Below are 12883 nucleotides of genomic sequence, written 5' to 3'. Positions count from 1 at the left end.
TTGCATGTCACTCAATGATACCCTCCACCGCGTTACCGAACGTGTCCGTGAGCGCTCCCGCCCGACCCGCCAGGCCTATCTGGACCAGATTGAGCGCGCGATCGGCGAAGGGCGCAATCGAGACGTCCTGTCCTGTGGAAACCTGGCCCACGGCTTTGCGGCCTGTGGCGGTACCGACAAGCGGGCGTTGAAAGATGGTGGCAGTGCTAATGTCGGCATTATCACCGCCTATAATGATATGCTGTCCGCGCACCAGCCGTTTGAAACCTATCCGGAAATCATTCGTGATGAGCTGCGCAAACATGGCGGTGTCGCGCAGGTCGCAGGCGGTGTGCCGGCCATGTGTGACGGTGTCACCCAGGGCCAGGACGGGATGGAGTTGTCCCTGTTCAGCCGCGATGTCATCGCCATGGCCACGGCAGTCGGGCTCTCCCACAACATGTTTGATGCGGCGCTGTTTCTGGGCGTGTGCGACAAGATCATCCCGGGTCTGATGATGGGCGCGCTGCGTTTTGGTCATCTGCCGTCGATTTTTGTGCCAGCAGGCCCAATGCGTTCCGGCCTGCCCAATCCCGAAAAGGCTCGAGTGCGCCAGCTTTATGCCGAGGGCAAGGTCGGTCGCGATGCCCTGCTGGAGGCCGAGAGCAAGAGTTATCATTCGCCGGGAACCTGCACCTTCTACGGTACTGCCAACTCAAACCAGATGCTGATGGAAATCATGGGCCTTCACGTGCCCGGATCTGCCTTCATCAATCCGACCGACCCGCTGCGCGAGAAGCTGACACGTGCTGCGGCCAAACGGGCGCTGGACCTGGTGCACTCCGGCGATGAATTCACGCCGCTCGGCCATATTGTCGACGAGCGGGCCATTCTCAATGCCATTGTCGGCCTGCACGCTACAGGCGGCTCCACCAATCACACCATCCATCTGATCGCCATTGCGCGTGCGGCCGGTATCGCCATCAACTGGCAGGATTTCGACGACCTCGCCTCGGTGACACCGTTGCTTTGCCGCGTCTATCCCAACGGCCCGGCAGATGTGAACCATTTCCACGCGGCAGGCGGCCTTGCCCTGGTGATCCGTGAGCTTCTGGAGGCTGGTCTGTTGCATGGTGATGTGAAGACGGTCGCGGGCGACGGGCTGCAGCACTATACCCGCGAGCCCTATGACAGGGATGGTGAGCTGGACTGGTCTGAAGGTACGCGCGAAAGCGCCAATCTGGACATTGTCCGCCCGGTCGCCGAGCCGTTTTCCGCTGATGGCGGTTTGCGGGTTCTCGACGGCAATCTCGGACGCTCGGTGATCAAGGTCTCTGCCGTGAAACCGGAGAACCGAGTGGTTGAAGCGCCAGCCATCGTGTTTGACAGCCAGGATGACTTGATGGCGGCTTTCAAGGCAGGTGAGCTGGAACGCGATTTTGTGGCTGTGCTGCGGTTCCAGGGGCCGCGTGCCAATGGCATGCCGGAATTGCACAAATTGACGCCCGCGCTGGGGTCGTTACAAGATCGCGGCTTCAAGGTGGCGCTGGTCACGGACGGACGCATGTCCGGTGCTTCGGGGAAAGTGCCGGCAGCAATTCATGTCAGTCCGGAAGCAGCGCTTGGGGGACCGCTCGCGCGGGTGAGTGACGGGGACATGATCAGTTTGCACGCAGACGCCGGCACGTTGCAGCTGACCGGACCCGGCTTCGACAAGCGCGAGCAGGCGCGTCTTGATACATCTGCGACGCTGGGAATGGGGCGAGAGCTCTTTGCTGGTTTCAGGGCCGTTGCCAGTGCGGCTGAAGAGGGAGCGATCGCCATTCCGGGGCTCGGCGAGAATATTGTTCGTGATATGGTGACGGTCTGACCATGGGTATGGTTGATCGATATCTCGTAGCCGATATCGGCGGCACCAATGCAAGGTTTGCAATGGTGTCAGGGTCTGTGCGTTCCGGGTTTGAACTGGAAGAAACGCGACGGCTCAAAAACGAGGATTTCGAGAACCTGCGTGACGCTGCGCATGCTTTTCTGGAGAGTTGCTCCGGCGGGCACCCGTCGCGTGCCTGCTTTGCCGTAGCCGGGCCAGTATCCGAGGGCAAGGTCAAGTTGACCAACTCCACCTGGCGGTTCTGCCCAAAGGACCTGGCGGAAGATTTGCGCCTGGAACAACTTCTGCCGGTCAATGATTTCGCGGCCCAGGCAAGGGGCGCACCTCTGAGCGGTCGAGACGCTCTGATGACCTTGCACAAGGGCACTGCGATCCCCGGAGCGCCTTGTGCCGTGCTCGGGCCAGGCACCGGGCTGGGTCTCGGCCTGGTCATCCCGCGTCGTGATGGTGTCAATGTTGTCGCGACGGAAGGCGGTCATGCCGGTTTCGCACCCCGGACCGAGGAAGAAATCGCGGTCGGGCGGTTTATCGCGGACGAGTATGGTTTTGTCTCCTGGGAGCGCCTGTTGTCGGGGCGCGGTCTGGTGAACATCCACCGCGCGCTGTGCCATCTCTCCGGCGAACCCTGGCCCGGTCATCGACCCGAGGACGTCACGGCCGAGGCGATCAGCGATCCGAATTCGATCTGTCGCCGGGTCGTTGACCTGTTTTGCGCCGTGCTGGGCGCCTATGCCGGTGATGTCGCGGTTATCGCTGGCGCACGCGGCGGGATCTATCTTGGCGGCGGTATTCTGCCAAGAATTCGTGAACTGGTTCCGGACAGCGCCTTTGAAGCCCGTTTTCAACGTCGCGGACCTATGACGCATTATGTTTCCAACATTCCCGTCAATCTCATCCTGTCCGACAAGGCTGCGCTTCTGGGCGCTGCCGCTCTGGCAGAAGCTGGAGGCCTTTAATGGCAGTTTCCATGGACGAGCTGCTGGCCGCGGCCAGCGTGATCCCGGTTCTGGCGGTCAAGAATGCGGCCGACGCCGAGCCCCTGGCGCATGCGCTCGCGCGCGGCGGTTTGCGCGTGGTCGAGATGACCTTGCGCACAGATGCTGCCATCGAGGTCATGCAGCGCATGCAGGCTGCCGAGCCAGAGTTGATTGTCGGCATGGGCACGCTGCGCACGGGCGATGATGTGACCCGGTCGGTTGCGGCCGGAGCTCACTTCCTGGTGTCGCCGGGCCTGACGGATGAGCTTGCTGCCGCGATGCTCGCCGTGGACGTACCTGCACTGCCGGGTGTGGCAACCGCGAGCGAGGCCATGACGGCGTCGGCAGCGGGTTTCGAAGCGATGAAATTCTTCCCGGCTGAACAGGCTGGCGGGCTGGATTATCTCAAATCTCTCAAGGGACCACTGCCGGATATTCGTTTCTGCCCGACCGGTTCGATCACCCGCGAGCGTGCGGCTGATTACCTGGCGACACCGAATGTCGCCTGCGTCGGAGGGTCCTGGATTGCCAATGCCGCAATGATCGAGGCCGGTCAGTGGGATGAGATCGAAGCCAATGCCCGGTTCGCGACATCCCTGAAGGGTTAGGGAACTGGCGCTCCCCGTGCCGCTTCGAGGAGGGCGTACCAGTCCTGGCGGTCCAGCGTGATCTGGCGGTAGGCGTTGGCTTGTCGTTCCAGCCGTTCCGGTTTCATCGTGCCCAGGATCGGGATTGTATGCGCTGGCAGGTTTTTCAACCAGGCAAGCGCGATCTCGTCGATTCCACCTGCATCCATATCCTGCTGGACACGTTCAAGGCATGCGCGGACAGGCGCGAATGCATCGCTGCCACCAAACAATCGTCCGCCAGCCAGCGGGGACCAGGCCAGGAGGGGCATACTCGCCTGCGCGGCCCGGTCCAATCGGCCATCATCGAGCGCTGAGCTCTCGCACACCGAAATTTCGATCTGGTGCGCGGCGATCGGCAGATCGCTGGCGGCCTGAAGGCGGCTGAGCTGGTGTATGGAGAAGTTGGAGGCGCCGTAAGCGGCGACCTTGCCTGCGCAAACGAGGTCCTCCAGTGCCCGTGCCGTTTCATCTGCGCGCATCAGATAATCCGGTCGATGCAGCAAATAGAGGCCGATCTGCTCCACGCCGAGCCGTTTCAGAGAGGCCTCTGCTTGCTGCTGGATATAGGCGGCGTCGGACCGATAGTGCACTGTGCGCACGCCGGGCTGGCCGGGGCTGGGAAACCGTACACCGCACTTGGTGATGACGTGCAGTCGCTTGAGCTGCTCGGCATCAAGATGCGCCAGCGCCTCGCCGTGCAGGGCTTCGACGGCACCATCATCATAGATATCCGCGTGATCGATCCAGTCGATATCCAGGTCCAGACATCGGGCGAGCAGGTCGGCAAAGCCTGACGGCTCGCGGGTATGCTGGTTCTGGCGGGCGCGCCAGGCGCCCCAGACGAGATCGGTTTGAGCAAGCGGGGTCATGGCGGCATGTTAGCGTTATCCAAATTGGAGCGCAAAGCCGCATGTGTCATTCTTGGTGGATGGTTTTCCTGTCTCGACTATCCGCGGTTTCACACTCGATTGTGCGACTGGCCGTGCCGGCCTGTTTGGGCCTGTCATTGCTGACGGCACCGGCCTCTGTGGCCAGTGAAGACGCGGTTGTCCCTGCGCAGGATACGTTTTCCCTGACTGCGCGTTATTCCAGTCGCGTTCTGATTTTCCCGGTGGGTGACATCGTTTTCGAGGCCCGGCTCGCGGATACCGCCTACTCCGCCAGCACCCGGATCGAGGCAGCCGGGCTGGCAGCACTGTTCACTGATTTTGACATCAATGCGGAAGTGCAGGGATATATCGAAGATACCGAGGCCTCGCCTCGTCGTTATGCCCATGTCGAGCGGACCGGACGCAAGGTCCGCTCGGTCGAGGTGAGCTTCGCCGAAGGGGTTGCCCGATCTGCAGTCGAGCCGCCCTTTGGCTCCTGGGGCGTGCCACCGGCTTCGGAGGATGATCGCACGGGCGCGATCGATCCGATGTCCGCCTTTGTTGCCCTGTCAGAGCAGTTGAACCGGGATGAGGGGCTTGGTTGTGAAGGGGTGCTGCCGGTGTTTGACGGCAAATCGCGATACAATCTGCGCCTCGAAAATCGCGGCCGTGACCGCATCCGGACACGTGGATGGCGCGGTGAGGCGGTTTTGTGTGATATCTGGTACGAGCCGATCTCGGGATATGATCCGGAAGATTATCCCAGCGAGCGCGAACTCAGCCAGCCCTTGCGGATCTGGCTCGCTCCGATAGATGGTGGCCGATACTATCTGCCAGTCCGGCTCTATACGCGCGCCGGTCTCGGCGGTGTGACGATCGAACTCGCGCAAGTTTCTGCTGCATAAAAGTTTTATGGCGTGACCGCAGTCACGCGAAGCGCCCACGAAGCTCGCTAGATTGCTCTGGCTGCCGACCGGGATGGCCCCAAAACATCCCTCAGCATGCTTGGCGGAGTGCGGCACTTGCCCAATAAGCGCCTGATCAGCGCGTCGCACTCCGCCCTATCGCTTCCAATCGGTATGCCGCCCAAAATCGTGACCATTTTCAACAAGCTGGGCTTCGCTTCTGCTTGCGCACGCAATGCGTGTGAAGGAGAGTGGTCGGTGAGTGATTTTGGGGACTCGCATGACCGACGTTTCGAACTACGCAGCTTTTATAAGCTACTCTCACGATGATGAGCGTTTTGCGCGCTGGCTGCATCGTCAGCTCGAGACCTACCGGATCCCCAAACACCTGGTGACGGCCGATGGCGCGGTTCCCGGCCGGATCGGTCGCATTTTCCGGGATCGCGATGACTTGCCGGCAGCAAACGACCTCTCCGCCGTCGTGCAAGACGCCCTGGCTTCGTCGGCCGCGCTGATCGTGGTCTGCTCGCCGTCGGCGGCAAAGTCACAATGGGTCAATCGGGAGGTCGAGGTTTTTCGGGAGTTGCATCCGGACCGGCCGATCCTCGCCGCGATCACGGCGGGTGAACCCGGCGGTGAGGACAGCAACGAGAATTGTTACCCACCCACCCTGCGTCGGCCGCGGGAGGATGGCGGGTTCGATGAGCCGGCCGGAGCCGATTTCCGCCCGGGCAAGGATGGTAAGCGCACGGGCGTCGTCAAGCTGGTCGCCGGCCTGTTCGGTCTTCCGCTCGATCAAATCCTGCAACGCGATTTGCAACGGCGACAGCGTCGCGTGACGGCGGTCACGGTGGTTACCTCGGCTCTTGCGTTAATCATGACCTCACTTTCATTGCTTGCGATGTCGGCTCGATCCGAGGCGGAGCATCGAAAAGCGGAAGCAGAGGATTTGATCGAATTCATGCTTACTGATCTCAAGGCGCAGCTTCAGCCCGTTGGCCGTCTCGATGTTCTCGACGCAGTCGGGGAGAAGGTCATCGAATACTATTCCGCCCAGCCTTCGCGGGAGATGACAGCGGATTCGCTCGGACGTAGCGCCCGGGCGCGACACATGCTGGCCGAGATCGAGCTGGCACAGGGAGATCTGCAAGCTGCGCGCGGTTATTCAACGTCTGCTTTCGAGGCCACCCGCGTTATCCTGGAGCGAGATCCGACCGAACCGGCCCGGATCTACGAGCACAGCCAGTCGAGCTTCTGGCTGGGGTATTTCGCCTTTCTTGGGCAGGAGCTGGATATCGCCGAGGCGCGGTGGGACGAGTACAGACAGCTTACCGAACAGCTGGTTGAGATCGACCCGACCAATCTGGAATGGCTGAACGAGGCGGGGCATGCGCGCAACAATATGGGTATTGTCCAGATGCGCCGCGGCAATCTGGAAGAGGCTGAAGCCTCTTTCGAATATGGTCGCGACCACTTCGCCAGCGCGTTCCAGCAATATCCGACTAACGCCCAACGCGATAATCTGGCCGGATCCTATGGCTGGCTGGCCTCCGTTCGCGAGGAGAATATGGACGCCCAGGGCGCTATCCTTCACCTGCTTGAACAGATCGAAGTACTCAATGGCGCAGAGAATTTCGAGGATGACTGGCGTCTTCGCCGTGATGCCATGGTTGCCGAGGCCAATGTCGCACGCATGTACCTTTATATGAGAGCCCCGCCCAGCGCGGAATCTGTCGAGAACGCGCTGGTCTATCTCATCCCGGCCTCGCTTGAGGCGCAGGCCTTGGTCCGTCACGAACCGGACCGCGTGAACTGGCGCATAAATGCGGTGCGCACGCTGTCACTGCTGGTTGATGCCCACCTGTTCGCGGGTGAGGTAGCCGAGGCCCGAGCGGCCATGATAAACCTGTCGCGTCTGATGAGCCATGAGAGCTGGGAGACAGCGGAGCTTGACCAGATCGGTGAGGCCCGCGTCCAGGTCCGTGCCAGCCAAATGCGCCTGCTCGCGGCGATCGGTGAGGAAGAGGCATCACGCTCGGAAGGCGAGAACTTGCTGGTGCAATTTGCCCGCGCCCGCGAAGACGGCTCCGCGTCCAGCCAGGACTATATCTATACCTTGTTGATCTCGAATTTTCTGGCGGAACAACACCGTGCAGCGGGGCGTCACGCTGACGCGGACACGGTGCTGGGCCAGGCATTGACAGCCTATGAAGCCCGCCCGGAAGGGGTGGAGCACATCTTCCTGCGTGCCCAGCTGGAACAGGCCAATGCCCTGGCGGCAGCCATGGAGCCAGCAGAATAGATATCCGAGTTTGTGAGTAGAGAGGGGATTACCATGATCGACCAAGAATCATTCGATGGCAGCCGGGTTCAGGCCAATATTGATGACGCCTGCGATTTCGAGCCGGAGCTCACTTATCTCAGCCTGATTGCGAAAGCCAATGACGGATTTGTCGTGGTCAACGGAAGTGACTGGGGATTGCCGGCGTTTGACGATACCCAAATCACGCAGATCCTGATGGTATTCAATGAGGTTGTGGACGATTATGCCTCTACCAACTCTGCGACCATGCGGATGGCGGTTACCTCGGCGCTTGCCGGCATGTGGGCGCCGTGTTCCGGTGTCATGAATTGCCCGTTCGACCAGCACGTCGTCGGTCCCGCGCGCATCATCTTCCATGTCCACGCGCCGGGCTGGGGATTCGAGGAAGCCCGCATCAAGTTCAAGACCGAGGGGGCCGAAGCCCTTTTCTGCGGCCTGGACTGGCTGGACCTGCATGGCCAGAGCGCCAAGCCATTCAGCTTCCAGATCGGTGTGCAGAAGGTGAAAAAACGTGTCAAACATCAGTTTGCGCTCTTCATCGAGGCGTCCCAGAATGCCGGGCAGCAAGTCACGCGATTGATCATTGATCCGGAGGTCGATGTGGATGTCGGTCCGTCCTAGGCCCGGTATTTCATCAGCCTTCTGACCTGGCTCGATCGCCAATCACTCTGGGAGGGGGCGTTTGAAGAACACGGTCGACGCAGAGATCCGCAACGGCAATCTCGTACGCGCGCATGAACTGTGTCTGCGGGCCCTCCAGGAAAATCCCGATGACGCGCGGCTGAAACACGCTGCCGTCATCTGCCTTCTGCGCAGTGGCGCGATTGACCGGGCTCGTAGAGAATTCCGCGAATACGGTCTGCACCAGGCCGAGCTAGACGAGGATCTGATGGCGTTGGATGCGCGCCTGGTGAAGGCGATGGCATTCGAGGCCGTCAGCGAACACTTCCAGCCCCTGGCCCGCCAGTCCGCTCTTCGTTACGGCGCCGTGTTCGAGGCGACTGGCGGATCCTATACCGGTGTGAATGCCGCCAGCATGATGGCGCTCAGCGGGGACGGGAACCAGGCCCGCGAGTATGCGCGGCGAGTGCTGTCCTCCGGCGAGGTCCAGGCTGGCAATCCGCAGGCCCGGTACTACCAGCTCGCCTCTACCGCTGAAGCTCACCTCCTGCTCGGGGATCTGCGTGCGGCGCAGGTCGCCCTCAACGCAGCGCTGGCCGAGGATCCGGAAAACTACGGCGCCCATGCCGTGACCCGTCGCCAGCTGGCCCTCGTCGGTTCCGCCATGGGGCTCAGCGCGCAATCGCTACCCCTGCCGGTCCTGCCGCGCCCCTTCCACTATGCCGGCCATATCTTCTCTGAAGTGGCCGAATTGCTTCCAGCGGGTGGCGAGAGCAACAGCCTGGCCGGCCGCATCGAGCAGGCGCTGGAACAACACAACACCGGAGCCGCTTTCGGTGCACTGGCCGCCGGGGCCGACATCCTGTTTGCCGAGGCAGTGCTTCGACGCGGGGCGTCGTTGACCGTGGTGCTGCCCGTGCCGGTTGATGTCTTCCTGCAGAGCTCGGTGCAGCCTTTTGGTCGCGAATGGGTACGCCGCTGCGAACATTGTCTGGGTGAGGCAGATGATATTCTCGAGACCAGTTCGGACCGAGTGCTGATCTCCGGTGCGTCGATCAATCTGGCCAGTTCCATCGCCATGGGTCTGGCCCGCTTGCGCGCCGAAATGCTGGCGACAGAGCCGGTCCAGCTGCTGGTGCTCGACCCGTCCGACCCGGCCCGGGAGTTCGGCACGGCGCGCGATGGCGATATCTGGCTGTGCGCGGACTTGCAGCAGAGCCTGATCGAGGTCCGTCGCGAGCGTTCGAGCGCGCGGCCAAAGCGGCCGCTGGAAGCCGAGGCCAGTGACTACCGCCCCGCCATGCGGGCGATGCTGTTTGCCGATGTGGTCGGTTCTTCCCGCATCGCCGAGGACACCGTGCCGAGTTTCGTGGAGGCCGTGCTCAAGCCGATGGCCATGGCCGCTCGGGCGACATCACCGGCCTATCTCGACAGCTGGGGTGATGGACTTTTTCTTGCCTATTCAGGCAGTTGCGAGGCCGCGGAAGCCGCTTCGCAATTGATGCAGGCTTTCAAGGCGATTGACCTGACCGAGTTGGATCTTCCGGACCAGCTCGACCTGCGCATCGGCCTGCATTTCGGTCCGGCGCACCAGGGGCGAGACCCCTTGATGGACCGGGACAGCCTGTTCGGAGCCCAGGTGTCTCTCGCGGCGCGTATCGAAAGCACGGCGATGCCTGGAACGATTTTCGCCAGTGAAGCCTTTGCCGCGGTGCTGGCGATGGAACAGGATGGCGGGTTTCGCTGTGAACCGGTGGGGCTCAAACGCGTCGATCCGCAATTGCCGCCCGTGCGGCTGTACACCCTGCGCAAGGTCGCCCCGGACTCCCTGGTCGCACGAGCGTTTCGCAGTTCACATGGTATCCTCGAGACGGCTTAGCTGTTCCGGATCGATCAGCTCGATATGGTCGTCCCCGCGCTGTATCAGACCGCGTTCGGCCAGGCGGCTGACCGTGCGGGACACGGTTTCACGCGCCGCGGCCACCCGGTCCCCGATCTCCTTGAAGGACGGGATGGGCGAGATAATCCGCGTGCCCCCCTCGTCACTGCTGCGCGACATGCGCAGCAATTCCGCATAGATGCGGCCCGTCGTCGACAGGGCGCTCAACTCGAACATGCGACGGGTGGTGGCGTGCATGCGGGCGGCCAGCATGCGTGACAGGGCGAGGCCAATCTGGCCGTGCGCCTCGATCAGCGCCAGGAAATCCTCGCCGGTAATGCGGGCGACAACGCTGTCCTTGCTGGCCGTGATCTCCGTCGTGCGCGGATCGCCCGTCAGTGCGGCCATTTCGCCAAACATCGCGCCCGGCTCGAGATAGCTGACCCAGACATCCTGCCCCGACCGTGCCAGCACTCCGACCCGCATCTCGCCATCCAGCAGAAGATAGACGCTGTCGTCGGTCGCATCCTGGGAGATCACAGGCTCGCCATCTGGCACCTGTGCGAGCTCGCTTGCGCGCTGCAAGGCGGCGCGCGCAACCGCATCGGTCAGGCCGATCCGGTTCCAGACTGATTCCCAAGCGCTTTCGAAAGACATTCGATCCCCGGCATGATTGGATATTCTCTTTAGGCTAGGGAGGTTTGCGCGGGAAGCAAGTGCGCTTAGTCTGACTGCAAAACACGGGGGAGAAGTCCGTTGTACAACAAAACCGGTTGGTCGCATGCGCTGCCCATGATCGTGCTGACAGCAAGCCTGGGCGCGTGCGGCGCGCCCACACGTGAAAACGTGGCGGAGTATGACGCGGAGGCCGCGGTCGATGCGTCCGGTTTCCGAGCCGCCACGCCCGCCACGCAGGCCTATAATGGCGAGGTCCTCGCCTCGCCCCTGATGCAGGATGACGCTGATTTCGAACTCGCCATGCGCGGGCTGGTGTCGCGCGAGGACAGTCTGGATATACGCGGGGCGGAAGGTGAAATTGTCTGGCGGGCCGCCGACTATGCCTTTCTCGACAGCGAACCGCCGGCGACGGTCAATCCCAGCCTCTGGCGCCAGTCACAGCTCAACGCCATTCACGGCCTGTTCGAGGTCACCGAGGGTGTCTACCAGGTGCGTGGCTATGATCTTTCCAACATGTCCGTCATTGATGGGCCGGATGGCCGGATCATCATTGACCCTCTGACTTCTGTGGAAACCGCACGGGCGGCGATGCAGCTGGTCAATGAGGCACTGGGCGAACGCCCCATCGCTTCGATCATTCTCACGCACAGTCATATCGACCATTTTGGCGGCCTGGCTGGCGTGGTGGAGCTGGAGCAAATCGCTTCAGGCGAGGTGAGCCTGATCGCGCCAGCCCATTTCCTGACCGAGGCTGTCAGCGAGAATGTTATCGCCGGCGTGGTGATGGGACGTCGCTCCGGCTACATGTACGGCATGCCCCTGCCGCGAACGCCGCGCGGTCATGTCGGCTCCGGCCTGGGTCAGCATCCGGCCATCGGCACGCATACAATCGCTGCGCCCACGCACATTATTCACCAAAGCGGCCAAGCGCTGGAGTTCGGCGGTGTGCGCATGGAGTTCCAGTACGCCCCGCACACCGAGGCTCCGGCCGAGCTGACAGTGTTCTTCCCGGACTACCAGGCCTGGTGCGGCGCCGAGATCGTCTCGCGCACCATGCACAATCTCTACACGCTGCGGGGAGCCCAGGTGCGTGATGCGCTGGCCTGGTCAGCGGCGATCGATGATGCGCTGATGCGGTTCGGTGACCGCACCGAGGTGATCTTCAACAGCCATCACTGGCCGGTCTGGGGCAATGCCGAGGCACGCGACTATCTCGCCGGGCAGCGGGACATCTACAAATACATCCACGATCAGACCCTGCGTCTGGCGGCGTCGGGCCTGCGCCCTGACGAGATTGCCGAAGCAATTACCTTGCCGACAGCGCTGGAAAACAATTTCGCAATCCGGGGTTATTACGGCACGCTTCGACATAATTCGCGGGCGGTCTATCAGCGCTATTTCGGCTGGTATGACGGTGTTCCTGCGCATCTCAACGCCCTGCCGCGCGTCGAGGCGGCCGAGCGATATATCGCGGCGATGGGCGGTCTGGACGCCGTGCTCGAAACGGCAGGAAATGCGTTTGAGGCGGGTGAGTACCGATGGGCTGCCGAGCTCGCCCAGCATGCTGTCTTTGCCGAACCCGCCAGCGCCACTGCGCGTGAGCTCCTGGCGCGCAGCTATGAGCAGCTGGGCTACCAGGCCGAGTCCGGCCCCTGGCGTGATGTCTATCTGACCGGTGCCTACGAGCTGCGTCACGGTGTGGAGGCACGTGATGTGACGCGGGCGGCTGGCAACATCCTGGAGACCATTCCTCTGGACATGTTCTTCACGGCCATGGCCACGCGTCTGGACGCCGGGGAGGCAGGTGAGTTTGAGGCGGTGCTGAATTTCATCTTTGAGGATACGGGTCAGACTTTTGTGATTGAGATCTCCAACGGGGTGATGCGCCATTATGAGCGCGCCGCTGCGGATGATGCCGATGCGACCGTCAATCTGACCCGGGCCTTCTGGCTGCGCCTGATCCAGCAGGAGGCCGGCCTCATGGACATGATCACGTCGAGCGATTTTGCCGTAACGGGCGATCGTGGACGGTTGCTGCGCTTCTTCTCGCTGCTGGAACAGCCGGTGCCGTCTTTCGATATTGTCACGCCGTAAGTCGTGATTTGAGTTTAGGACAATTCCGTCTAAGTCAT

10 protein-coding genes are annotated in these 12883 nt (G+C 62.0%); 8 read left to right on the top strand and 2 right to left on the bottom strand.

The window, feature by feature from the left end:
- The first annotated feature begins 4 nt into the window (after positions 1 to 4).
- Genes edd through eda form a run of 3 tightly spaced genes read left to right on the top strand, consistent with a single transcriptional unit; the run spans position 5 to position 3455 of the window.
- The gene (edd, locus tag SIC17_RS05845; protein ID WP_291895002.1) at positions 5 to 1849 is read left to right on the top strand and encodes a phosphogluconate dehydratase; all 1845 of its coding nucleotides are present in this window, start codon (positions 5 to 7) and stop codon (positions 1847 to 1849) included.
- 2 nt (positions 1850 to 1851) lie between these two features.
- The gene (glk, locus tag SIC17_RS05840; RefSeq protein WP_412546668.1) at positions 1852 to 2826 is read left to right on the top strand and encodes a glucokinase; all 975 of its coding nucleotides are present in this window, start codon (positions 1852 to 1854) and stop codon (positions 2824 to 2826) included.
- Positions 2826 to 3455, top strand: coding sequence for a bifunctional 4-hydroxy-2-oxoglutarate aldolase/2-dehydro-3-deoxy-phosphogluconate aldolase (gene eda / locus SIC17_RS05835; RefSeq protein ID WP_412546667.1), 630 nt, complete (start codon positions 2826 to 2828; stop codon positions 3453 to 3455). The genes glk and eda overlap by 1 nt, the downstream gene beginning before the upstream one ends.
- Here eda and SIC17_RS05830 read toward each other — a convergent pair.
- On the bottom strand, positions 3452 to 4345 hold the full coding sequence (locus SIC17_RS05830) for an aldo/keto reductase (protein ID WP_412546666.1): 894 nt from the start codon (positions 4343 to 4345) through the stop codon (positions 3452 to 3454). The genes eda and SIC17_RS05830 overlap by 4 nt on opposite strands.
- Before the next feature lie 113 nt (positions 4346 to 4458).
- Between SIC17_RS05830 and SIC17_RS05825 the strand changes: the two genes are divergently transcribed.
- From SIC17_RS05825 to SIC17_RS05810, 4 genes are all read left to right on the top strand, one after another.
- Positions 4459 to 5250 carry a DUF3108 domain-containing protein gene (locus SIC17_RS05825; RefSeq protein WP_412546665.1) on the top strand — a complete coding sequence of 264 codons (792 nt, stop codon included), beginning with the start codon at positions 4459 to 4461 and terminating at the stop codon, positions 5248 to 5250.
- A 280-nt stretch (positions 5251 to 5530) separates the two neighbouring features.
- Positions 5531 to 7552, top strand: a complete 2022-nt coding sequence (locus SIC17_RS05820; RefSeq protein ID WP_412546664.1) for a TIR domain-containing protein — start codon at positions 5531 to 5533, stop codon at positions 7550 to 7552.
- Between the two features lie 33 nt (positions 7553 to 7585).
- Positions 7586 to 8194: a hypothetical protein gene (locus tag SIC17_RS05815; protein ID WP_412546663.1), complete on the top strand. Its 609-nt coding sequence runs from the start codon at positions 7586 to 7588 to the stop codon at positions 8192 to 8194.
- 61 nt (positions 8195 to 8255) lie between these two features.
- Positions 8256 to 10073, top strand: a complete 1818-nt coding sequence (locus SIC17_RS05810) for an adenylate/guanylate cyclase domain-containing protein (RefSeq protein WP_412546662.1) — start codon at positions 8256 to 8258, stop codon at positions 10071 to 10073.
- On the opposite strand, the gene SIC17_RS05805 is transcribed toward SIC17_RS05810, so the two are convergent.
- Positions 10047 to 10730 (bottom strand): Crp/Fnr family transcriptional regulator, encoded by a 684-nt coding sequence (locus tag SIC17_RS05805; RefSeq protein WP_291894987.1) that lies wholly within the window; start codon positions 10728 to 10730, stop codon positions 10047 to 10049. The genes SIC17_RS05810 and SIC17_RS05805 overlap by 27 nt on opposite strands.
- A gap of 99 nt (positions 10731 to 10829) precedes the next feature.
- Between SIC17_RS05805 and SIC17_RS05800 the strand changes: the two genes are divergently transcribed.
- Positions 10830 to 12845, top strand: coding sequence for an alkyl/aryl-sulfatase (locus SIC17_RS05800; protein ID WP_412546661.1), 2016 nt, complete (start codon positions 10830 to 10832; stop codon positions 12843 to 12845).
- Positions 12846 to 12883 lie beyond the last annotated feature (38 nt).

Source organism: Maricaulis sp. MIT060901, assembly GCF_047123815.1.
Taxonomy (GTDB): Bacteria; Pseudomonadota; Alphaproteobacteria; order Caulobacterales; family Maricaulaceae; genus Maricaulis.
Note: the sequence above shows the minus strand (reverse complement) of the source record. Positions and strands in the feature narration are given on the sequence as shown.

Bases quoted from the DNA above. Each gene is read 5' to 3' on its own strand.
- edd (WP_291895002.1), top strand. From the start codon at position 5: ATGTCACTCAATGATACCCTCCACCGCGTTACCGAACGTGTCCGTGAG.
- glk (WP_412546668.1), top strand. From the start codon at position 1,852: ATGGGTATGGTTGATCGATATCTCGTAGCCGATATCGGCGGCACCAAT.
- eda (WP_412546667.1), top strand. From the start codon at position 2,826: ATGGCAGTTTCCATGGACGAGCTGCTGGCCGCGGCCAGCGTGATCCCG.
- SIC17_RS05830 (WP_412546666.1), bottom strand. From the start codon at position 4,345: ATGACCCCGCTTGCTCAAACCGATCTCGTCTGGGGCGCCTGGCGCGCC.
- SIC17_RS05820 (WP_412546664.1), top strand. From the start codon at position 5,531: ATGACCGACGTTTCGAACTACGCAGCTTTTATAAGCTACTCTCACGAT.
- SIC17_RS05815 (WP_412546663.1), top strand. From the start codon at position 7,586: ATGATCGACCAAGAATCATTCGATGGCAGCCGGGTTCAGGCCAATATT.
- SIC17_RS05805 (WP_291894987.1), bottom strand. From the start codon at position 10,730: ATGTCTTTCGAAAGCGCTTGGGAATCAGTCTGGAACCGGATCGGCCTG.